25 protein-coding genes and 1 pseudogene are annotated in these 22,978 nt (G+C 37.2%); 11 read left to right on the forward strand and 15 right to left on the reverse strand.

Annotated elements, in window-relative coordinates; all coding sequences use genetic code 11:
• Positions 1–185: 185 nt before the first annotated feature.
• Both J5J03_RS05365 and J5J03_RS21950 read right to left on the reverse strand, forming a co-directional pair.
• Positions 186–323, reverse strand: a complete 138-nt coding sequence (locus tag J5J03_RS05365) for a hypothetical protein (RefSeq protein WP_208587021.1) — start codon at positions 321–323, stop codon at positions 186–188.
• Complete coding sequence (locus tag J5J03_RS21950) at positions 320–616, reverse strand: hypothetical protein (protein ID WP_231710608.1); 297 nt, start codon at positions 614–616, stop codon at positions 320–322. The genes J5J03_RS05365 and J5J03_RS21950 overlap by 4 nt, the downstream gene beginning before the upstream one ends.
• Positions 617–1,214: 598 nt before the next feature.
• On the opposite strand from J5J03_RS21950, the gene J5J03_RS05375 reads away from it, so the two are divergent.
• Positions 1,215–1,832, forward strand: coding sequence for a TetR family transcriptional regulator (locus J5J03_RS05375; protein WP_208587024.1), 618 nt, complete (start codon positions 1,215–1,217; stop codon positions 1,830–1,832).
• A gap of 56 nt (positions 1,833–1,888) precedes the next feature.
• The gene (locus J5J03_RS05380) at positions 1,889–2,203 is read left to right on the forward strand and encodes a DUF3817 domain-containing protein (RefSeq protein WP_208587025.1); all 315 of its coding nucleotides are present in this window, start codon (positions 1,889–1,891) and stop codon (positions 2,201–2,203) included.
• A gap of 22 nt (positions 2,204–2,225) precedes the next feature.
• Here the strand turns inward: J5J03_RS05380 and J5J03_RS05385 are convergent, their stop codons facing one another.
• Complete coding sequence (locus tag J5J03_RS05385) at positions 2,226–2,798, reverse strand: TetR/AcrR family transcriptional regulator (protein WP_208587027.1); 573 nt, start codon at positions 2,796–2,798, stop codon at positions 2,226–2,228.
• 194 nt (positions 2,799–2,992) lie between these two features.
• Here J5J03_RS05385 and J5J03_RS05390 point away from each other — a divergent pair, with 194 nt between their 5' ends.
• On the forward strand, positions 2,993–3,754 hold the full coding sequence (locus J5J03_RS05390; RefSeq protein WP_208587029.1) for an SDR family oxidoreductase: 762 nt from the start codon (positions 2,993–2,995) through the stop codon (positions 3,752–3,754).
• Positions 3,755–3,860: 106 nt separating this feature from the next.
• Positions 3,861–5,051, forward strand: coding sequence for a M14 family metallopeptidase (locus J5J03_RS05395; protein WP_208587031.1), 1,191 nt, complete (start codon positions 3,861–3,863; stop codon positions 5,049–5,051).
• Positions 5,052–5,086: 35 nt separating this feature from the next.
• On the opposite strand, the gene J5J03_RS05400 is transcribed toward J5J03_RS05395, so the two are convergent.
• From J5J03_RS05400 to J5J03_RS05410, 3 genes and pseudogenes are all read right to left on the reverse strand, one after another.
• Positions 5,087–5,758 (reverse strand): NAD(P)H-dependent oxidoreductase, encoded by a 672-nt coding sequence (locus J5J03_RS05400; protein ID WP_208587033.1) that lies wholly within the window; start codon positions 5,756–5,758, stop codon positions 5,087–5,089.
• A 105-nt stretch (positions 5,759–5,863) separates the two neighbouring features.
• Positions 5,864–5,956: pseudogene (locus J5J03_RS05405) on the reverse strand (helix-turn-helix domain-containing protein); the annotation flags it as partial.
• Between the two features lie 66 nt (positions 5,957–6,022).
• On the reverse strand, positions 6,023–7,036 hold the full coding sequence (locus tag J5J03_RS05410) for a zinc-binding alcohol dehydrogenase family protein (protein WP_208587036.1): 1,014 nt from the start codon (positions 7,034–7,036) through the stop codon (positions 6,023–6,025).
• Between the two features lie 196 nt (positions 7,037–7,232).
• Between J5J03_RS05410 and J5J03_RS05415 the strand changes: the two genes are divergently transcribed.
• A complete protein-coding gene (locus tag J5J03_RS05415; protein WP_208587037.1) occupies positions 7,233–7,604 on the forward strand; it encodes a winged helix-turn-helix transcriptional regulator in 372 nt (123 codons plus the stop codon).
• A gap of 723 nt (positions 7,605–8,327) precedes the next feature.
• Here the strand turns inward: J5J03_RS05415 and J5J03_RS05420 are convergent.
• The 5 genes from J5J03_RS05420 to J5J03_RS05440 form a co-directional block, all read right to left on the reverse strand.
• Positions 8,328–9,245, reverse strand: coding sequence for an aldo/keto reductase (locus J5J03_RS05420; protein ID WP_208587038.1), 918 nt, complete (start codon positions 9,243–9,245; stop codon positions 8,328–8,330).
• Positions 9,246–9,483: 238 nt separating this feature from the next.
• A complete protein-coding gene (locus J5J03_RS05425; RefSeq protein WP_208587040.1) occupies positions 9,484–10,353 on the reverse strand; it encodes an ROK family protein in 870 nt (289 codons plus the stop codon).
• Between the two features lie 13 nt (positions 10,354–10,366).
• Positions 10,367–11,749: a glycoside hydrolase family 32 protein gene (locus J5J03_RS05430; RefSeq protein WP_208587042.1), complete on the reverse strand. Its 1,383-nt coding sequence runs from the start codon at positions 11,747–11,749 to the stop codon at positions 10,367–10,369.
• A gap of 185 nt (positions 11,750–11,934) precedes the next feature.
• On the reverse strand, positions 11,935–13,320 hold the full coding sequence (locus J5J03_RS05435) for a sucrose-specific PTS transporter subunit IIBC (protein ID WP_208587044.1): 1,386 nt from the start codon (positions 13,318–13,320) through the stop codon (positions 11,935–11,937).
• Positions 13,321–13,425: 105 nt separating this feature from the next.
• Positions 13,426–14,409, reverse strand: coding sequence for a LacI family DNA-binding transcriptional regulator (locus tag J5J03_RS05440; protein ID WP_208587046.1), 984 nt, complete (start codon positions 14,407–14,409; stop codon positions 13,426–13,428).
• A 191-nt stretch (positions 14,410–14,600) separates the two neighbouring features.
• On the opposite strand from J5J03_RS05440, the gene J5J03_RS05445 reads away from it, so the two are divergent.
• The 4 genes from J5J03_RS05445 to J5J03_RS05460 are packed head-to-tail and all read left to right on the forward strand — an operon-like array spanning position 14,601 to position 18,026.
• Complete coding sequence (locus tag J5J03_RS05445) at positions 14,601–15,521, forward strand: metal ABC transporter solute-binding protein, Zn/Mn family (protein WP_208587056.1); 921 nt, start codon at positions 14,601–14,603, stop codon at positions 15,519–15,521.
• 11 nt (positions 15,522–15,532) lie between these two features.
• Positions 15,533–16,276, forward strand: coding sequence for a metal ABC transporter ATP-binding protein (locus tag J5J03_RS05450; protein WP_208587058.1), 744 nt, complete (start codon positions 15,533–15,535; stop codon positions 16,274–16,276).
• Entirely contained in the window at positions 16,273–17,142 is an 870-nt protein-coding gene (locus J5J03_RS05455; protein ID WP_208587060.1) for a metal ABC transporter permease, read from the forward strand. Before J5J03_RS05450 ends, J5J03_RS05455 begins: the two co-directional genes overlap by 4 nt.
• The gene (locus J5J03_RS05460; RefSeq protein ID WP_208587062.1) at positions 17,139–18,026 is read left to right on the forward strand and encodes a metal ABC transporter permease; all 888 of its coding nucleotides are present in this window, start codon (positions 17,139–17,141) and stop codon (positions 18,024–18,026) included. The genes J5J03_RS05455 and J5J03_RS05460 overlap by 4 nt, the downstream gene beginning before the upstream one ends.
• A gap of 22 nt (positions 18,027–18,048) precedes the next feature.
• Here J5J03_RS05460 and J5J03_RS05465 read toward each other — a convergent pair whose 3' ends face one another.
• On the reverse strand, positions 18,049–18,978 hold the full coding sequence (locus J5J03_RS05465) for a prenyltransferase (RefSeq protein ID WP_208587064.1): 930 nt from the start codon (positions 18,976–18,978) through the stop codon (positions 18,049–18,051).
• A gap of 14 nt (positions 18,979–18,992) precedes the next feature.
• The gene (locus J5J03_RS05470; protein ID WP_208587066.1) at positions 18,993–19,475 is read right to left on the reverse strand and encodes a hypothetical protein; all 483 of its coding nucleotides are present in this window, start codon (positions 19,473–19,475) and stop codon (positions 18,993–18,995) included.
• Positions 19,476–19,563: 88 nt separating this feature from the next.
• Between J5J03_RS05470 and J5J03_RS05475 the strand changes: the two genes are divergently transcribed.
• Together J5J03_RS05475 and J5J03_RS05480 are read left to right on the forward strand one after the other, a co-directional pair.
• Complete coding sequence (locus J5J03_RS05475) at positions 19,564–19,860, forward strand: hypothetical protein (protein WP_208587069.1); 297 nt, start codon at positions 19,564–19,566, stop codon at positions 19,858–19,860.
• A 65-nt stretch (positions 19,861–19,925) separates the two neighbouring features.
• Entirely contained in the window at positions 19,926–21,650 is a 1,725-nt protein-coding gene (locus tag J5J03_RS05480; protein ID WP_208587070.1) for an ABC transporter ATP-binding protein, read from the forward strand.
• A gap of 13 nt (positions 21,651–21,663) precedes the next feature.
• Here the strand turns inward: J5J03_RS05480 and J5J03_RS05485 are convergent, their stop codons facing one another.
• Positions 21,664–21,864, reverse strand: a complete 201-nt coding sequence (locus J5J03_RS05485; RefSeq protein WP_208587073.1) for a helix-turn-helix transcriptional regulator — start codon at positions 21,862–21,864, stop codon at positions 21,664–21,666.
• Entirely contained in the window at positions 21,861–22,373 is a 513-nt protein-coding gene (locus tag J5J03_RS05490; protein ID WP_208587076.1) for a DUF6773 family protein, read from the reverse strand. The genes J5J03_RS05485 and J5J03_RS05490 overlap by 4 nt, the downstream gene beginning before the upstream one ends.
• Between the last annotated feature and the right edge of the window lie 605 nt (positions 22,374–22,978).

The following is a 22,978-nucleotide window of genomic DNA, read 5'->3' on the forward strand; positions in this document are numbered from 1 at the left end:
AATAAAACGTTTTCAATATCAACTCTAACTTTACACCGTTATAATGTAATGATGCAATTTTCCTAATTCATCTCGCTAAGTAGTAAACAGATCATAGTCTCACTATATTGTATGGCAAGCGACAGATTAATAAAATAGCTCATATTGTTTTATTTTGTAATAATTTTGACTGAGAGTGTACTTGATTAGACAACTAGAAATTTTGGTTTCGCAATAAAAGAGTGGGATTTCGCAATAAAGGAGCTTCGTTTCGCAATAAACAGACGGAATTTCGCAATAAAGGGGCTTCGTTTCGCAATAAAGAAAAGTAGTAACAACTTCATCCTTTCACACTCCCTGCTGTAATCCCCTCCACTAAATACTTTTGAATAAACAAAAAGACTAATAATTGTGGTACAATCGATGCCACAGACATGGCAAACATTGGCACCCATGCTGACAAAGAAGATGGATCTGAAAACATTTGTAAGCCTAGAGCTAAAAAGGCTACCAGATGAAGCCATGATAGAGAATTGTCTTCCGCATTCTTCTTTTCTGCACGGTTAGTTACCTCCTTCCGACTCGTAATAAACCCAGTTCTTCGCTGTTTTAAAAATAAATGCTGTAAATACCGCACATATAATTAATAAAACCCCAGCTAATGCTGAAGCATAGCCATGTCAAAATGAGTAAATGCCTTCTCATATAAATAAACCGCATAAAATAACGTTTGATCCATTGGACCACCATTCGTAATCAGAAAACTTTGGGTAAAACTCTAGTAATTTGCTGTTCTTTATTTAATCCCAGCATATACTAAAATTTTGCACATGATATTTTATTTTTAGCTTATAATTTTCAAACTATGTCCGATATAATAGATACCGTTTCAATTATTCATTCAATCAGATACTCTTACACATGGCACACATTAGCCATACTGACTCCTTTGTGACATGTTACGTGTTTTCCACAAGGAGTTTTCTATTAATAAAGTAAGACTATGATCAGTGGGGCTTTTGACCTCCACTGATCATTAGTGAAACTTATCAGGGTGTTAACGTCTGTTATCCTTAGACTTATCCTTGTGTTACTTGAAGCTCGAAATGGGGGCTTATAGACGGTTAGCACCCTAATAAAATATAAAACTATTTATTTAAATAATAATGAAAGATATTTCTATCTGCTGCCTGTTTCACAGCTTACCTAAATAATCATAAAAAGGAGTAACAAAAGTGCCGAATGAGACTTTTTTTAATTTGCCAAAGGAAAAGAAACAAAAATTACTAGACGCGCTTCATCGAGAATTTACAAAAGCTCCATTAGCTTCAGCGTCCATTGCTAAGATTATTGAATATGCTGAAATTCCCCGAGGCAGCTTTTATCAATATTTTACTGATAAAGAGGATGCCTATTTCTATATTTTTAATCAACAAACTAGTTTAGCTATGGAAAAATATCTTTGTATTCTTCAGAATAATAATGGGAATCTATTTGACACTTGTATTGAATTTTACCGATTGATCGTGGAAGAACAATTTTCTTTTTTCCGAAATGCACTATTAAACATGAATTCTAAAATAGAAGAGACATTATCAGGTATCTTTGCTAGTAAGGAAAAGCTTGATCATTTTCATCAAGTGCAGAGTCAGTTAAATTTAGCTTCTTTAAAAATAGAAAATGAAGAAGAATTATTTCAATTAATGAAAATGATTTCTGCTATTACATTTCATAATATTATTGAAAAGTTCTCAAAAGACCTTCCATTAGACGAATCGATTCATAATTATCAAGTACAATTACATTTCATCAAGCATGGTGTATTACAGCAAGATGTTTGCTATAATAAATAGATAAAGTGATACTTCCCTCACCGTGGGGGTTTTACGGATGATTAACACCTTGATAAATGGCTAAGGAAGGGGTTAGAAGGACATTGAAGGATATTAAACGTTTCCGGATACTTGGTATCATCGAAGGAGCATCACTTGTAATCTTACTCTTTCTTGCAATGCCCTTAAAATATTGGGCAGGTTTACCAGAAGTAGTTACTGTTGTCGGAAGTATTCATGGAGCTTTGTTTATCGCATACATACTTTTCACATTGTACACCACATACAAAATACGCTGGTCATTTATCTGGTTATTTAGTGCCGTTGCAGTCGCCTTTATTCCATTTGGAAATTTCGTATTAGACAGGCGTATCCAAGCAAAGTATAGTTAAGGCGAGGGGAATAGCTCTCGCTTTAACTATATCTTGTAAAATGCAGAATTGTTAACAGTTGATTGGACATATAGGTAGCACTATATTTAAAATCTTGGTCAATCCACTCCCTAATTAACCCCCATATCGCGTATGCCTGATAGCTTGCCAATAAATTGAGTTCAATTCCCTTTATTTCACGCGTCTGTTCTACTACCTCTTTCATTAAATCTGTTAACTGCATACAAATTCGGCTCTGTAATCCAACAAGTGCATTGGATTTTGCTATTATCGTATAGAAATCCGCGTGCTTTTCTACATGATCAAATATTTTTATGGCAGACACATTTAAATTATCTATCGAAATCTTCTCACCCTCTTTTAGTGGTTCGCGATAAGAATCAATTAAATCGAGGATAACATCATCTACCATTTCTTCTAATAATTCTTCTTTATACTGATAATGTTTATAAAAAGTCCCACGGTTAACGTCGGCAGCTTGTACAATTTTTGTCACTGTAATTTGTTGAAGATTTTTCTGTTGTAACAGTGATATTAAAGCATTCTTCAGGGCAATTTTCGACTTTCGCACTCGTCTGTCATGGTAATTATCCATAAACATTTCCTCTCCTTTTGTTTATTATTTCGCAATATATATACACATTGGTCAAAAATGTACATTAATGAACAATGAAAGCATGGATTGATGATTGTTTTTATCATACTTTTTAAATTATACTGTAAACAAATGTTGATTAACAAACATTTGTTTATTTATAGTTAAGCGCTAACACAATGGGAGGAATGAAGATGATATTAAAAGACAAAGTTGCTGTTGTTACCGGTGCTGCATCTGGTATGGGAAAAGCTATCGCTGAACGATTTTCAAGTGAAGGGGCAGCGGTTGTACTGGCAGATTTAAATGCTGATGGTGTGAATAGTCTTGCCGGAGAACTCGAAAAAAATGGTGGCAAAGCCAAAGCAATTGAAGTAAATATTGCAAATGCCCATGATATTGACCTGATGATAGATACGGCTGTTAATGAATTCGGTACGTTAGATATTTTAGTGAATAATGCCGGTATCATGGATGGATTCGAACCAGTTGGTGAAATTGACGACGATCGTTGGGATTTAATTTTTGATGTGAATACCAAAGCCGTTATGCGTGCGATGCGTAAAGCGGTACCTATATTCCTGAAAAAAGGACAAGGAATCATCATTAATACTGCATCTTCTGGTGGTTTAAACGGGGCACATGCTGGAGCAACATATACAGCTTCTAAGCATGCTGTCATTGGTTTAACGAAGAATACAGCACATATGTATGCACAAAAAGGTATACGTTGTAACGCGATAGCACCTGGTGCAGTTCAAACAAATATACAAGGCTCTATGAAAAATGTTAGTGAATTCGGTTCTGAACGAACAAAATTGTCGCAAAGTCTGATTCCAAACGTGGGAACTCCTGAAGATATCGCTAATGTTGCGTTATTCTTAGCTTCTGAGGAATCCAAATTCGTTAATGGATCAACGATTACCGCTGATGGAGGCTGGACAGCTCCTTTCTAACAATAATTTTTATCGCCGTTCCACATTGTGATGGAATGGCGATTTGTCATGATTCAAGATTTTCGTTCATATGATGAAATAGTAGCTAAGAACGGAGGTCACGACGATGAAAATTCAAGTTATACAAGGTGATTCTTTCTGGTATTATAGTCAATTATTCGGAATCCCTCTGCCTTTAATTATTGCTTCTAACCAACAGCTCACCCCAAACCAACTAATGATCGGGCAAACAGTAAACATTCCTGGTTATCAAGCTCTTTCCTATACAATAAATGCTAACGATACATTTTGGTCAATAGCTCAAGCTAATCAAATACCGTTAGACCTTTTATTGCGAATGAATCCTGCTGTTCAACCTACCCAACTGCAAATCGGTCAAACGATCACTCTTCCTCAGCGAGTCACGAATCCAGTCATTAATGATGTTAATAACTACACATATGAAAAAATGGTTACAGACCTTCAACAGCTTATCGATCTTTACCCTTTTATTCAGCAACAGTCGATTGGAAATTCCGTATTAGACAAAGAAATTATAGAGTTACAAATAGGTACTGGATCACGCCAAAAACATATTAATGGATCTTTTCATGCCCAAGAATGGATCACTACCCCAGTTATTATGTTATTTCTCAATCAATATGCATTAGCATTGACCAATAATTCACCAATACGCGGTCTAGATATGCTAACCTACTTTGAAACGAATACACTCTCACTTGTACCGATGGTTAATCCAGATGGCGTTAACCTTGTCATCAACGGCGCAGAGGCTGCAGGACCGCAACAAGATTTTGTACTGTCGCTCAATAATGGAAATACCGATTTTTCTGGATGGAAAGCTAATATTAATGGGGTTGATCTTAATAATCAATATCCGGCATTATGGGAAACAGAAGCAGCCAGAAAACCAGATTCACCTGCACCAAGAGACTTTCCTGGTTACGAGCCATTATCAGAACCTGAAGCAATTGCCATGGCTGATTTGGCGAGGGCAAGACCATTTGAAATAATGAATGCCTTTCATACACAAGGTGAAGTAATTTTTTGGGGATTTCAAGGAATGGAACCACCAGCATCTGAAACGATTGTTCAGGAATATAGTCGTGTTAGCGGATATGAGGCCATTCAATATGTTGATAGCTTTGCGGGATACAAGGATTGGTTTATACAGGAGTTTCGCAAGCCTGGTTACACTGTCGAGTTAGGATCAGGTATGAATCCACTTCCCATTAGTCAATTCGATGAGATATATCAAGAAACATTAGGGATTATGATGACGACTCTTTATATGTGAAGAAAGCCGTGGTTTCTTTAACCACGGCTGTACAATTATACAAATTTCACGATATCATCAAACGGACGTCTGCTTTTTTCTGGAGCATCCTGCACGCGATAGCCGAATGCTGCCATCACGGATATCGAAAAGCTGTCGTCTTCTAAAAGTCCTTCTTCACGTAATAATTCGTTCATTTCTTTCATTGAGAACCCTTCAATTGGACAAGAATCAACACCTATTTGAGCAGCAACTGTCATCATGTTAGCCAGTGCAATATATGTTTGCTTAGAAGACCAGTCTAGCATTCGGCGATCATCGACCAATAAATCGAAATCTTCTTTTTGAAAGTTTTCAATCATCGGTAATAATCCTTGTAATGCTTCGTCAGGGTATTGGTGTACGTTTTGGTAATGGTCAAGCAGATATTCAGCATCATATTTCGTATCCTTTGCTGTTCTAGCCAAGAATATAACGAAATGACTGGCATCCATTACTTTCCCTTTTGCTCCCCATGACGTATTTTTGATTTTTTCGCGCAATTCCGGACTTTGAATAACTAAAAATCTCCATGGCTCAATACCAAATGAACTTGGAGATAAGTATCCTGTTTCAAGTATGAACTGGAAATCCGCTTCATCTATTTTTTTATTCGGATCGAACTTCTTCGTTGCATGGCGAAAATGCATCGCATCAATGATATCCTTTTTAAGTTTATCTTTGTCCATTATCTGTCACCTCCAAATTACTTCCCCCTTATTATACGAACTCTAGGAAAAAACATATAATATTCTGCTCTATTATTCTTGAGCTTTTTCATGAATTTTGTATTCTTAGATATCCCCTGGTTGGCAATCTAAAGTCTTACATAGCGCGAGAATAGTTGATAACCGAATTACCAAAGGGCTGTTGGAATAATACTTTTCAACATTCGACCTGCATTATCACTTCAATCTTTATATGTCCTTTTCTGTATATATAGAAAAACTTGCTTAAAAATTTTCTATTACAACTTTCCCAATCATTCTGCCTGATTCTACCATACTATGCGCTTTACGTAGCGTTTCTGCGTTAATAGGAGTGATTCTTTTTTTCAGTGTTGTACGGATACTTCCCTTATCAATTAGTTCGCTAAGATTTGTTAGCAATTCATGCTGTTTCATCATATCTGGTGTTTGGTACATAGAACGAGTAAACATAAATTCCCAAACAAATGTTACACTTTTACTTTTTAAAACATTAAGATCAAGAGGTTGACTATTTTCTACTATAGAGCAAATTTTTCCTTGTGGAATAATTACCTCACCCATACTTTCCCAATGTTGAACTGTATTATTTAGACAGAAAATATAATCTATATGATTGAAACCAATTTCTTGTATTTGTGCAAGAAATGGTTGATGATGATTAATAACATAATTTGCTCCAAGCTCTTTTACCCATTTTTTACTTTCTTGTCTAGAAGCAGTTGCGATGATGGTAAGACCAGCTAGTTTTGCTAATTGAATAGCAATGGAACCAACCCCTCCTGCTCCACCAATGATGAGAATTGTTCTATTTTGATTTTGATTATTCAAATCAATTTCCAAACGATCAAATAAGCCTTCCCATGCTGTAATAGCAGTTAATGGTAATGCAGCTGCTTCAGCAAAATTTAATGATTTCGGTTTTTTGGCTGCGATTCTCTCATCGACTAAATGATATTCACTATAAGAGCCTGGTCTAGAAATACTTCCAGAGTAATAAACTTCATCTCCTGGTTTAAACAATGTGCAATTATTTCCTATTTCTTCTACTACTCCACATGCATCCCATCCGAGAATTTTTGGTGCTTCCTCCTTTTTGTCTTTAGGTGCACGAACTTTAACATCAACAGGATTGACTGATATTGCTTTTATTTTCACAAGCATATCCCTATCAGCAGGTACTGGTCTCTCAATATTTACATCCAATAGACTTTCCTTATGATGAATTGGTAAATAATTATATAACCCTACAGCTTTCACTTTTCCCGCCTCCTAAATGGAAATTTTAAATACGATTCTATTATAATCACTAATAACCCAATTAGTAAGAAGGCACAATCTTGTTGGATAGTAACATTTATGTTACCTACATACGTACTTTCTTGTTATATTTTAACACTTATGGTATTTATACTTTATGTGGTAAATATTTTTTAAGTAGTGAGGTGCTCTAAACTTGAGAAACAGAAAAAGCGGATATGGGTGTCCAGAAGGTTGTCCAGTGGAAGCTACCCTAGATGTGATTGGCGGAAAATGGAAGGGAGTTATTTTATATCATCTTATAGAGGACAAAAAACGTTTTAATGAGCTTAGGAGATTAATGTCTGGTATTACTCAACGAATGTTGACACTTCAATTAAGGGAACTCGAAGCAGACGGTGTTATTCACCGAGAAGTATATCCACAAGTTCCACCCAAGGTTGAATATTCACTAACCGAATTCGGTAGAACTTTAGAGCCTATTATTTTGTTAATGAGAGATTGGGGAGAAAATTATAAGAAATTGGCTAAGGAGAAAAAGACAAGAATGACTGATTGTCACCTATAAACGTAATCGTATTTTTTCTTTTGTTGTCCTAGTGTTCCAATTTTAAAAGCGCAAAACGCACGTTTAGAAACGTAGCGAGTTCAGAATCAACTGAGATAAAAGAATCATGTTGAGTTTTCGAACCGATGATGATTTTCACCTAAAGGCACGACGAACATGATGTTCTAGTATCGACTTTGGTCACAGGATGTAACCGAAATTAGCCGATGAAAATGGACTTGGCCTCTGGCTGCACCTGTCGGCAAGTCTTTTTTATCGTAGGGCGATCCATGAAGTCGCCTAATTACTGGATGCTAGTAAACTTGACAGGCACCCCATTTTTATACTTTCCTGATTTAAAAAGAGACTAGGACATAACTAAATAGGTAGAACGAGAATCCGAACAATCTGAACTAAGCATAGAAAAAATACGCAGACTTCTCATGACGAGCACAAGCCGAAGATCCACTGTGTGAAGTGTTTTTTTTCACACAGTTAGCTAAAGGTCGCCCACGGAAAGCGTAGTATTTTACCGAAGCGATATGTGTACTCAGACATTAATGTTCGGATTTTTCCTATCTAATTACTCTTTTTTCCCAGCCTCATTCTTTAGAACCTACTAGAATCAATTCTAGCACTTGGGCCTTATTATAGGAGGTTCTGTGTTTTTAGGCAATAATACAACCCGTTGGTTATATTTGAGACATTTATAATTTACAATACTGACCATTTTTATCAATCCCCTTACGGCAACTTATTCCCCGCAATCCGATACAAGTCATACCATTCTTCTCTTGTCAGATTTACTTCTGATGCTTTCGCAATATCTTGCAGGCGTTTCGGATTCATAGTACCTACAATAGGCTGCATTTTGGCTGGGTGACGTAAAATCCATGCAATCGCAATCGCTGATTTCGTAACACCTTTTTTCTCTGCATACTCTTGTAATTTTTCATTTAATATTGGGAATTGATCATTATCTACAAATACACCCTCAAAGAAACCGTGCTGAAATGGCGACCATGGTTGAATTGTCATATCATGAAGACGACTATAATCCAAAATCCCTCCATCTCGAACAATTGCTGGATCATGCTCCATATTTACATTAAGCCCAGCATCTATCATTGGTGTAAACATCAAACTTAACTGCAGTTGGTTAGCTACTAGGTCTTGCTCGACATATTTTTTCAGTAATTCAATTTGAGTAGGATTATGGTTACTTACTCCAAAGTGACGAACCTTTCCACTTTGCTTCAATTGATTAAATGCTTCCGCCACTTCTTCGGGCTCAACGAGTGTGTCTGGTCTATGTAATAAAAGCACATCAATATAATCTGTTTTTAATCGTTTTAAACTACCTTCCACAGAGGAAAGGATATGTTCTTTGGAAAAATCAAAAAAGCCCTCACGAATCCCACATTTCGTTTGGATCACCATATTTTCTCTAATGGATGGATTCATATTAATCGCATCAGCGAAAATTTCTTCTGATTTACCGGCACCATAAATATCAGCATGATCAAAAAAATCTATTCCTAGTTCAAGGGCATTTTCAATGACACGGTTGGCATCTTGCGTGGACAATTGATCCATTCGCATACAACCTAACGAAATTTCACTGACTTGCAAGCCACTGTTACCTAATTCAAGCTTCTTCATCTCTTTCACCTCTCCTATTAAATCTAGTCTCATTTTAGCACAGTGGGATTATGTAAGCGATTATATTGCTTGATGATGAAGGCTCTTTTGTGGAGTAGACAAATGAATGGAGCTGAGGGTCTTTTTCTATAAAAAAAGACTGTATCCTTTAACCTTCCATGGATACAATCTCCTGTTTTATTATGGTTCCGTTTGGATTCTAACAAACAACTTCAACCCTATTCACATAGTAATAAGGTTATTCCTGCATTGCCAAATACAAAGCACCTATCACCCCTGCTTCATCAGTTAATCCTGGCGATACGATATAATGATCAATTTCTTTTTCGGTTAAATATGGTGAGCTGACATAGCCATTAAGCATTTCTAGTACATTGCTTCGGATTAAAGGAAAGAGCTGTTGTTGTTTCATGACGCCCCCGCCCATAATAATTCGCTCTGGTGATAAAATGTAAATATAGCTTGTTAATGCTTGTGCTAAATAAAAAGCTTCGATTTCCCAGACTTGTTGATCATCTGCTAGTTCATGACCTTTCTTTCCCCACCTTTTTTCTAAGGATGGACCAGCAGCAACACCTTCGAGACAGTCGCCATGATATGGACAAGTACCTTCATAAGTATCTTCCGGATGCCGGCGGACTTTAATATGTCCCATTTCCGGATGGGATAATCCTTTTAAAGTTTGTCCATGGAAATACGCTCCAGCACCAATACCAGTACCGACAGTAATATATAAGCAAGTATCCACATCTGTCGCATTTCCCCATTTCGCTTCTGACATCGCTGCTACGTTTACATCCGTATCAATGATAATCGGGACACCTAAACTTTCCTTTAATTTGGCACCTAAGGGATAATCCACCCAGTCTGTTTTCGGTGTTTTTTGTAACTGACCATATGCAGGACTTGTTTCGTTAATATCAATCGGACCGAAGCCTCCAAGCCCAAGACGTTCGATGCCTTTTCCTTCAAAGAAAGCCAACACTTTTGGTACGGTAACATCAGGATGTTCTGTTGGTATAACCTCTTTTTCAAGAATGTCACCTTGATCATTCCCCACAGCTAAAACAAATTTGGTTCCTCCAGCTTCAATTGCACCTAACTTCAATACGGTTACCTCCCTAAAATTTCTGCTTCAACGACCATAATGACAGCTGACCTTGTGCTTGTACCTCTATTGTTGAATGAGAAATATCAGCAAACATACGTGAGGTAAAAACGAGTTCCCCGCCATTAATAAATATTTCAATAGAAGAGTGATCAATAAAGATATGAATCTCCTTTAATTCTTTTTCGACAATCCCTACTCGTTCTTCTATTTCACCGTTGTCGATAGCTGGTCGTGATAGTTTGATAGTTCGTTTTTTATTATCAAAATCTATTGTAGCATAATCGAATATCGTAATATATCCTTTTTCACCGCTAATTTCATTTAATAACATTTCACTTGCCCTTGGAATGCTTTTGAATGTTGGCCCATGTGTATTTACTAGGAATTTATCTCGTAATTGGACGAGTTCTTCTACCGGTTTTTGATAGATTTTTCCATGCTTTAATTTTAGTTCTCGAGGTAATGTTAATTGATGGATCCAATGATGTTTTTTGGTTGGGTGATATTCTTCCTTCTGATCCGGTACGCCCATCCACCCAAATAACAAACGTCGCCCTTTCTCATCTAGAGTGGTTTGTGGTGCATAAAATTCGAAACCTCGATCTAATTCAGTAAACGCACCAAACGCAAAGTGATCCGTCCATTCTCCTAGCACATAACCACTTTGATACACATTTCGGTAGTTGATACCATCTGCTTTCAACCCCTGTGGAGAAAAGAGCAGTACATTCTGTCCATCTAGTGAGAAAAAGTCCGGACATTCCCACATATATCCGAATCCTTCTGCTAATATACCTTGGAACTGCCAGTCTCGAAGATCTTCTGACTTATACCAAACAACAGATCCTGTTTCATCTTCTTTTTGAGCTCCAATTACCATATAAAATTTACCGTCCTCTTTCCATACCTTTGGGTCACGAAAATGAGCAGTGAATCCATTTGGAAGTTCAATTTGTACCCCTTTTTTATCAAAGTGAACCCCATCATTTGATGTAGCTAAACATTGGTATGTCTCCCGAACACTATTATTTTTAACATTACCAGTGTAAAAAAGATGAAGCTGATCATCATGTGAGATCGCGCTTCCCGAGTAACAACCATCCTTGTCAAACCAGTCACTTGGAGCTAAGGCGATCGGTTCCTCCTCCCAATCCACTAAGTTCGTGGAAGAGAGATGCGCCCAGAACTTAGCTCCATGCTCTGTTTTAAACGGCATCCATTGATAAAAAAGATGATAAATACCATGCCATTGAATCCAACCATTTGGATCATTGATAAGACCTACTGGCGGTGCTATATGATAAGTTGGTCGGTAAGGATCAGAAGCGACGGTCACCTGATGTTTTTCTACTTCCTGTTGTACTTTCTGTCGTAATTCTTGATCTCTATCCATTCGATTATCCCCTTGTAAAATTATTGTGGACATTTTTCTTGATTTGACTATTTTTTGTCCATAAGATCCGTTCTTACGGACATTTTAAGTCGGTCTGAATTCCTTTTGTCTATAAGACCATGCATTTATATAGAAAAGACCGGAGCAATCCGGCCTTTTCTTATCACAGGCGCTGACCATCAGCTTTATTTATCTTCCTTATACCCAAAGAAGTAGGTTAAACCAAATGCGATACCAATTGCAACAAGATTTACTAATATATATAAGAATAATTGTTCATTCAAATAAAGTAATATACCAGGAATTACGGTGATGGCCATTCCGGTTGCCTGCAAATTAAATAATGTTGCAATAAAACCAGCGATACCTCCACCGATTAATCCCATTAAAAATGGTTTACCATGGCGTAAATTAACACCGAAGATAGCTGGTTCGGTAATCCCTAGAAAAGCCGATAATGATGAAGGATATGCTAAAGCCTTCATTTTCTTTTGTTTTGATTTTACAGCAACAGCTAATGCTGCACCACCTTGGGCTGCAATCGATGCTGTAATAATAGGGTTGAACGGGTTGTAATTTAGGTTTTCTAACAACTGAATTTCCAAGAAATTAAAGATGTGATGAACACCTGTGATAACGATGAGCTGATGGAAAAATCCAATAATTAATCCACTTAATCCAAATGGTAGTTCTAGTAATGCCATTGTTCCGTCAAAAATCCAATTTTCTACTAAGTGTAGTATTGGCCCTAATGCAAATAATGATAAGATGATCATAATTAGTAAAACTAAGAATGGCGTTACAATTAAGTCTAATGCTTCTGGAACACGTTTACGGAAAAACTTCTCAATCTTAGCCCCAATTAAACCAGCAAAAAACGCTGGTAATACGGAACCCTGATAACCGATTACCGGAATAAAACCTAAAAAGTAAAGTGGTTCCGCTGCACCTTCTGCTACTGCCCATGCATTTGGCAATGATGGTGAAACCAGCATCAATCCAAGTACTAAACCGATTACAGGTGTGCCGCCAAATACTCTAAAGGTTGACCATGCTACAAGAGCTGGCAGAAAGACAAATGCTGTATCTGTTAACACTTCAGTAAATAATAGAAAGTTATCCGAAATACTATCGGGTGTTAAACCAAATAATGCTAATACTTGTTCTTGAGTAATCAGTCCTCGTAACCCCATAAATAAACCGGTTGCAACAAGAACAGGAATAATTGGTACAAAAACATCACCAAATGTGCGGATAGCCCGTTGAAAAGCAGTCCCTTGCTTTTTAGTTTCTTCTTTCATTTCTGATTTGGATGAACCAGAAACACCTTGCTTTGTCACTGCTTCATAAATTCGATTCACTGTTCCTGTTCCAAAAATAATTTGGTATTGTCCTGAATTAAAGAAAGCTCCTTTTACTTTATCAATCTCTTCTACTTCTTCAACATTCACTTTCTCACGATCATGTACCATAACACGTAGTCTCGTTGCACAGTGAGCAATCGATTGAATGTTCTCTTCTCCGCCTATGGCATTGATGACTTGTTTTGCTATCTCTTCATTACTTGCCATCTGAGATTACCTCCTCTATTTTTTACGAAAGTGGAATCGATTCCATATCGAATAAAAATGATAACGAATGGTATGGGATCGTTCTCACACATTCGTTAAAACAGATTATAAACTATTTCCTGACAATCGTCTATAGGTATGGGTTAATTTTTTTGTTTTTTTGTAACCGTTTAATTGTTCCATGAGCAAACGAGTAATAGCAGTACCAGCTTCTTCGTTCCGAAAATCAATCGTTGTTAGGACAGGCTCGATATATTTGGATAAACGTGATACTCCAGTTGTTGCTATGCCGATGTCCTCAGGAATATGGTAATGATTTTCTTTTAAATATTGCATCGCACCAACTGCCATATTATCCGTTACAACAAAGACAGCATCTGGTTTCGTCGTTTGATTCATAATCGTTTCCATCGCATGATAGCCAGAATCAATACTAAAATCACCATAAGCTATCCGTTCAGCTAAAAATGGGAGATTGTGTTGCTTTAGAGTAGCAAGATATGCTTCTTTTCTCATTATACCTACTGCAGGATCATCTTCCGCTACCCCAATAAAGCTAATATCTCGATAGCCTTTGTCAATCATGTAGCTAATCATTTCCGCTGTTGCCTTGTAATCAGGATAATGTATCGATGTAGTCCCCGGCATTTCTTGCCCTAATACAACGACAGGAACATCTGCTTTTTGGATCTCCTCCACTAGAGCTTCATCTGTATTGGTTCCTAATAAAATAATCCCATCGACATTTCGGGATTGTAACAGTTTGATAAAGGCAATTTCTTTTTCCTTTTGCAATAAGGTTTGCGTCAACAGCATTTGATAATCATTTTCCTGCAACACTTGATTAATACCATCCACAACACGACTGGCTGTTTCGGTACTTATTTTCGGTAAAATCACCCCAACTACACCCGTTTTTTTCGTTCGTAACGATTGGGCTGATTGACTCGGTAAATAGCCGGTCTCTTTGATAACTTTATCAATTCGTTCCTGGGCTTCCTGGCTTACATAGCCATTTTTATTCAAGTGGCGCGAAACCGTTGAACGCGATACATTAGCTAGTCTTGCAATATCATTAATTGTTGTCATGATACTCTCCTTCACACTAAATCAAGCTTATTATTTCCCTTAGTATACCAAAGAGCAAAAAAACCGAAAAGAAATAGTTGACATTTTTTCATCAATACATATAATTTAGACATAGGAAACTTTTGTGGGCGTGTCTATTTTTTTGCCGCAAAAGTTTCCCTAGTAAAACTTTTTTAGGGGTGGAAAATCTTATGGCAAAAAAATGGTTATTAGGGATTGTTTTATGTTTAGGGCTACTTAGTGCCTGTGCGGCAAATGATGCAAGTAGTGACAACGAAGAAATACAAGTAGTCACAACAATTGCGCAGATTGCAGATGTTGTAGAAAATGTTGGTGGAAATTTAGTAGAAGTGCAAAGTTTAATGGGACCTGGCGTAGACCCACATTTGTACAATGCCGTGCAAGGTGACATCGAAACATTAGAAAGTGGAGAGATCATCTTTTATAACGGTTTACATCTTGAAGGTCAAATGGATGAGATATTTGAACAAATGGAAAGCCAAAAACCGACAATTGCGGTTGCCGAACAAATCGACTCAGCTAAACTATTAGCAGATCCTGAAAATGAGCAAGTTTATGATCCACATGTTTGGTTTGACATCTCAATTTGGAAGGATGTTGTGCAAGTAGTAGCTGACGAACTGAGTAGCTTAGACCCAGATCATGAAACACAATTCCAAGAAAATGCTCAAACATACCTCGAAGAATTAACGGAGACAGAAACATATGTTAAAGAACAAATTAATGAAATACCAGAACAAAGCAGAGTTCTTGTCACCGCTCATGATGCTTTTCATTATTTTGGCGAGCGTTACGGATTTGATGTTGTTGGCTTGCAAGGACTCAGTACAGATTCAGACTACAGTGTCCATGATGTGAATCATATTATTCAATTATTGATCGATCGCGATGTTAAAGGTGTGTTTGTCGAGAGTAGTGTCTCTGAACGCTCAATCGAGGCTGTAGTAGAAGGGGCCAAAGAAAAAGGACATACTGTAGAAATTGGTGGGGAACTATTCTCTGATGCAATGGGAGAAGAAGGAACGGAAGAAGGAACCTATATCGGAATGGTTAAACACAACATTGACACGATTGTAGAGGCACTAAAATAGGAGGGGTATTCATGTTAGCACTGTCTGTTCACAACTTATCTGTGCAATATCAGCAACAAAAAGTGCTGGAAAACATTCATTTTCAAGTACCTAAAGGTTCGATTACTGGCATTATCGGGCCAAACGGTGCTGGCAAGTCCACGCTAATGAAAGCCATACTAGGACTGGTTCCCATCACCAAGGGGAAAGTTGATGTTTTGGAACAACCTTTTACACAACAAAAAGATCTAATCGGCTATGTCCCACAACGTAGTGAAGTAGATTGGGATTTTCCTATTAATGCTTTAGATGTTGTTTTAATGGGGCGTTACAAACATTTCAAACGATTTAGACCCATTTCCAAGCAAGAAAAAGATTTAGCAATGACATTCTTAAAAGAAATTGGAATGGAAAAATATGCAACCAGACAAATCAGTCAGTTATCTGGTGGACAACAGCAGCGGATTTTCTTAGCTAGAGCACTTGCGCAAAACACACCGATCTATTTTATGGATGAACCTTTTGCAGGTGTTGACGCCGCAACAGAAAAAATGATGATTCAATTAATGAAACAATGGAAAAATGATGGAAAAACGGTCATCATCGTACATCACGACCTACAAACTGTCCAGGAATATTTTGACCATGTTCTATTATTAAATAAAAAGACAATCGGTTGTGGTAAAACGAGTGATGTCTTTCATCCGCAAAATATTGAACGAACATATGGAGGCAGTTTAACTTTTCCACCTTCTATTGCGGGAAGTTCGCTATGATAACAGAATGGATCACATTATTAGAAAGCCCGAACTTTCGCTGGGTCATGATCGGTAGCTTATTATTAGGATTTTCTAGTGGAGTAATTGGCTGTTTTGTCTATTTACGCAAGCAAAGTTTAATTAGTGATGGGATGGCACACGCAACATTACCAGGAGTGGCATTTATGTATATTTTGTTTCAAAACAAATCCCTGCCTGTATTGTTAATAGGTGCTACTGTTACAAGTCTTTTAGCAACTTCTTTTATTCAAATGATTATCAAACAAACGAAATTAAAAACAGATGCGGCAATCGGAGTGATTCTATCCGTTTTCTTCGGATTTGGGATTTTACTATTATCCTACATCCAGCAAAATATGTCCGGAAACCAAGCAGGAATTGATTCTTTTATTTTCGGGCAGGCAGCATCCATTGTAAAAAATGATGTCTATACTATTGGAGTAGTTTCCCTACTTGTTTTGCTACTTACTGTAATCTTTTTTCGTGAATTTTATTATACAACATTTGATTTTACCTTTTCTAAAGGAATTGGAATCCCAGTAAAATGGGTCAATGGTTTACTATTCTCATTGTTAGTAGCTGTTATTGTTATCGGGATTCAAATGGTAGGTGTCGTATTAATCGTTGCATTATTAATTACCCCTTCCCTTGCTGCAAGGTACTGGACAGACAGTCTTGGCAAAATGACAGTCATTAGTGGGACATTCGGGGCAATATCGGGATTGATTGGCACGATATCGAGCAGTGTTATCCAAAATTTACCGACTGGACCAATGATCGTCTTAACGGCTTCTGTTCTATTCTTTATTTCCTTATTATTTGGCTCTAAAAGAGGCATGGTCGTTAGGAGGTTAGCAAGATGACAACCTATACGTTGTGGATTATTATTACCGGATGTCTTGTAGGTTTCACTTGTGGCATAAGTGGTTCGATTCTTGTGCTGCGAAAAATGGCAATGATAGCAGATGCAATTAGTCACACCGTATTATTAGGTATTGTGCTCGCTTTCTTAGTTACCCAGTCGATATCTGGTTTCCCAATGTTAATTGGTGCATTGGTGATCGGGTTATTTACTGCTATCTTTATTGAAATGCTACATCGAACAGGAATCCCATCTGATGCTGCAATCGGCGTTGTATTTACCTCGCTTTTTGCACTGGGCGTTGTACTGATTTCATTTGTCGGAAACCAAGTTCATTTAGATGTTAAGCATGCATTGATGGGAGAGATTACGTTTGTTCCTTGGAATCAATTAATGATTGCTGGTGAAAGCTACGGACCTGTTGCCGTTTGGATGCTTGGCATTGTTTGCATACTTAATATCGTAATGATCATCATATTCTATCGTCCGATCAAAATCTCTACATTTGATCCGGCTTATGCAAAGTTAATTGGTATTCCAGTTGGTTTTATCCATTACTTGTTAATGTCGATGGTCTCACTATCTACCGTTGCTTCCTTTGATAGTGTTGGTGCGATATTAGTTGTAGCCATGTTAATTGTTCCCGGAGCAACTGCTTATCTTTTAAGCCAGCGATTTTTACTAGTCATAGTGCTGAGCGGACTCATTGGCATTTTGTCTGCTATTAGTGGCTACATTGTCGCCAGCTTCTGGAATGTATCGATTGCAGGTGCAATGGCCACTATGACTGGTGTCTTCTTTGTATTTGCATATTTATTTAGTCCAAGACAAGGAGTACTCGTCAAAAAAATACAACATAAGAAATCGAAGGTCCGTGTTTCCTAGAAAGAGATTAGCGAAACTGGTGTTAGCTTGATAAAAGCATTCCAATGATTACTAATAAACTAAAGATAAAATGATGAAGGGCTGCTTGTGGCATCCCTTTTTTTATGTTATTAGACGTCGGCTTGATATATTTCATTAACTGGTAACTAACCGGAAATGCCAATAAGACCACAGATGTTGTAAATGGTAATAAGTCGGTCATGATCAATATAAACACAGATAAATAAGCTGCGATAATGATCAGTATTAATAACCAATATGCCTTTACATGACCGATTCGAATTGCTATCGTTCTTCTTGTGGATTGATCTTTGTCAATGTCACGGATATTGTTAGTCAAAATCATCGATGCTATTAGAAAACAAAAGGGAAGTGCCAGTAGTAGTGTCTCCCTTGTCACGAATCCTATTTGAATATAGCTGGCAATCATAATGGGAAACCAGCCTAACGAAAAAGTGGACGTGACTTCTCCAAGTCCTAACGTAGATAAGGAAGAACGACCTGCCGAATAAAAATAACCGAGCACTAAACCAGTAATCCCAATTGCGATAATTACCAGACTTGTCCGAATCGCTAACCAGAACGTTAAACTGGAAAACATGATTACTAAACCAACAAATACAAAAGGAATCTGTTGTAAGTATGGTGTCACTCCTATTTTACCTTGAGCTGCCTTGAACCATTTTCCTTCCTCCTGGCCTTTTAAAAAGTCAAAATAGTCATTAAGCATATTGACTGCCATCTGTACCATAATCCCGATAACAACAAACAGTAAGAAATGCTGATAGTGAATCGCTTGCCAATCTCCATCGGAAGCAATCAGCGTACCATAAATCATTGGCATGATCGACCCTGTTAAAGTAGGTGGACGAATAACCTTCCACCAGCTTCCCTGATATTTATAGGTATGATCCAATTGGCGATATCCAAACAAATCGATGTGCCTATTCATTCTATCCCTCTTTTCTAAATGATGACCATCAGCCAAATCAGCATTAAAAAGCCTAAACCTTCTATCGAAGAGATAAAAGCTACTTGTAATAAGCTAAAATATAATAAACGCGGATAACCTTTATCAGCCATCTTCCAAATGATGTCCCGCGATAACACTTTTATAAAAGCACGATAACCAATAAAATTTCCCCATATTAATGTACATAACCCAATGAAGAGTGAAGTAATCCACCATTTTCCATAATAAGTAGTAAAAAGCATCGTCAAACCGTTAACTGGTCCGTTAATCCCCATTAAAAATCCTGTTAGCAAAACCGTTATACCTGCTAAAGCGAATCCTTTATGACTCCATTTCATTATTTGCAGAAAAAATTGCTGTTGCTGAAAGATTGGCAAGATCCTTATTGCAGGGTAAACACCCCAAACAAGAAAAAATAATCCACCAATCCATAGAATACCTGCCACCATATGAATCCATAATAATAGTGAGTTCATGATCGCCCGCCACCTTCTTACTTACTATTTTAGCGGAACGATTGTGTCCAAGAATTGATCTATATCACAATAATGGAGGTATGAGAAGATGTTAATGGAATGGTTTCTTATTCTCGCGATTTTAACAGGGAGTTTGATTGTCTTGTTGATGCATTGGGGATTATTTTTACTACAAGTGGTATTCGCTGTAGTGGTTACAAGTTTTCTTCCGACAGACTGGTTCTGGGGAGCTTTGATCATACAAGTGATTTTTGGGTTATGGATAATACGTCAAACGTTTCAAGCAGCATGGTATCAGTACCAACTAGAGCTGGAAAAAACACAACGCATTCCCCAGCATTATACCGAGGGAGGCAGATCAGGTATTAAGAAAAACTTTTTATAATAAGCTTATTTGGAAAATTTCTGCTATAATATGTTAATCAATAACCAAAAAGGAGTATTACGAACATGTTAAAGCAGTTTTTTTCTTATTATAAACCGCATAAACGACTGTTTATCATTGATTTTTCCAGTGCAGTCATTGTCGCGATCTTAGAGCTCGCTTTTCCAATTGCTGTGCAGTGGTTAATTGATGAATTATTACCTGAACGTGATTGGAATCTAATTGTGACAGTCAGCATCTTGTTATTTGCAGTCTATCTGCTCAGTACCTTCTTACAATATGTTGTCAGTTACTTAGGACACAAATTGGGCATTAATATTGAAACAGATATGCGGGAGCAATTATTTACACATGTACAACGCCAATCTTTTCGTTTCTTTGATAATACGAAAACAGGTCATATTATGAGCCGCATTACCAATGATTTATTTGATATTGGTGAATTGGCACACCATGGACCGGAAGACTTTTTCATTGCGATTATGACTTTTACCGGAGCATTTTGGATTATGTTCAACATTAATCCAACACTTGCTTTAATCGCATTAGTGATGGTCCCGCTGTTAGTTGCTTTAGTAACATATTGTAACATTGCGATGAATAAAGCATGGCACAATATGTACCACAACATTGCTGGTGTGAACGCCCGTGTCGAGGATGCTGTATCTGGCGTAAGAGTCGTTCAATCTTTTACAAATGAAGATTTTGAATTAGAACGATTCAACCATGATAATGGACTATTTCGCAAAGCAAAAATTAAAGCATATAAAGTGATGGCAGGAACACATTCCAGTATTTATATGATGACTCGTCTTCTTACTGTAATAGTCCTTGTAGTTGGCGCATGGCTCAGTTTTAATGGAGATCTAAAGTATGGGGAATTAGTCAGCTTTGTACTATATACCAATGTTTTAATAAAACCGATAGACAAAATCAGTGCATTATTAGAATTGTATCCCAAAGGAATGGCTGGATTTCGTCGTTTCCAGGAGATTCTTGCAAAAGAACCGGAAATCAAAAATGATCCTAATGCCATTTCAGTGAGTAAATTAACTGGTGATATTCAATTTAATCAAGTTAATTTTTCCTATGATGATCAACAACAAGTATTAGAAAATATTAATTTACAGATCAACCCTGGAGAAACCGTGGCATTTGTCGGCCCTTCTGGTGCAGGGAAAACGACAATTTGTTCACTAATACCAAGGTTTTATGATGTCAATGGTGGAGCCATTACGATAGATGGAATCGATATCCGTAAAATGACGAAAAAATCATTACGCTCTCAAATCGGTATTGTACAGCAAGATGTCTTCCTTTTTACTGGAACTGTGAGAGAAAATATCGCTTATGGTAACCAGCAGGCAACAGATGAAGAGATTATCGATGCTGCGAAAAAAGCACACCTTGACCAAGTAATTGCAAAATTACCAGCCGGATATGACACCCAAATCGGGGAGCGTGGCTTAAAACTTTCTGGTGGTCAAAAACAACGATTAGCGATTGCCCGTACGTTTTTGAAAAATCCACCTATTTTAATACTGGATGAGGCAACATCCGCGTTAGATACTGAAACAGAACGAATGATTCAGCAATCCCTTGACCTGCTTGCCGAGAACCGTACGACATTAGTCATTGCACACCGCTTAGCAACTATTAAAGACGCAGACCGTGTAGTAGTCGTGACAAATGAAGGCATTGCCGAAGAAGGAAGCTATCAAGAGCTTCTAGCAAAAGACGGTGTATTCGCACGATTGCATAAAATACAATATGAAAAAAATCAAGACTAAGTGTGTTATGCACTTAGTCTTCTTCTTGCCAAAATAATTCGTCTAATGTTTTATTTAATGTTTTACAAATCGATATACATAGCTGCAGACTTGGATTATATTTGCCCTGTTCAATTAAACCTATTGTTTGCCTCGTAACCCCTATTTTTTCTGCTAGTTCCGCCTGAGATAAATCGTGCTCCACTCTTGCTACTTTCAGCTTCAGATTTTTCATGATTCGTCATCCTCTAGTTGTTCTTCTACCGCTTTATCACTTTGATGTTTGGCAGTCGAATAACTGATGACAAGTACTAGAACTAGAATTGGTATATAAAACATCATAGACGTTGCAAACGTAAGAAAGAAATAATAAACCCTTTCTAGTGGAGTTTCTGCATAGTTGACAGCACTATTGATTCCAAAGAATAGCCCTAATGCTATTCCAGTTGCAACACCTATAACAATCGTTTTCGTCTGGTAACTCCACTTACTTTTATTATCATGCATCTCCACTTCAGCTGAAAAAAGTCCTTTTTGCGAAGCACGAACAGTATAATAAATACCTGCTGCGAGAGTAATAATTATTTCAGTTGCTATATACTTCAGCTCAAAGCCGTAAATGAAAAATTTGTACACTACCGATACTAAACAGATTGTATAAATTAAAAAATAAATTTCCCGATAAATCTTATTTTGTTCATGAACGACACGCTCATCTTGGATTTTGTTTTTGAATAAATTCATCATTGTACCTCCTGTTATGTTATAACATTATTATACATTATATCTCCCTTTATGCAATATATATTTTACATAAAGTTAATTATACAATTCTTACCCTCAAGAGCGGCTCTCGTGGACACGTTTCCGATTTTAGATTCAGATCCAAAAGAGATTTTCTTTTGTTACTGACAGTTAATATATCAATATTATTCAGCACATCTCGTAGTCTTTCTATATACTCTTTTGGAACCAGAACTTCCCCTTTTACAGATTCTAATTCCATTCGAGTACCTCTTAACCTACTCGTCTGTATTCATTTTGAAAATTTATTTAACAGATGATGTCCAGATTACTTAGTAAAAAAAGGATTGAGCAGAAACAGGAAGGCAGGAAGGCTACCTAACGCAAGCTATTTCGTAATGCCATTATCATAGTGGAGGGTGTGAACCAGAAGAATATTATTAGTTGAGTTGACTTAAGGTTGTTCCAAAGCTTCTGGACAAATTCTTCCTATTCCAATCTTTTTTGTCCATAAGAAAAACCGGGAAAACCCACCCGGTCCTGTTCAAAGTAGTTATTTTGACATGATTAATAGTCGTAACAACCGCTTCGGCTTGCCCACTTCG

It is taken from the genome of Gracilibacillus suaedae, from assembly GCF_017599345.1.
In the GTDB taxonomy this organism is placed as follows: domain Bacteria; phylum Bacillota; class Bacilli; order Bacillales; family Amphibacillaceae; genus Gracilibacillus; species Gracilibacillus suaedae.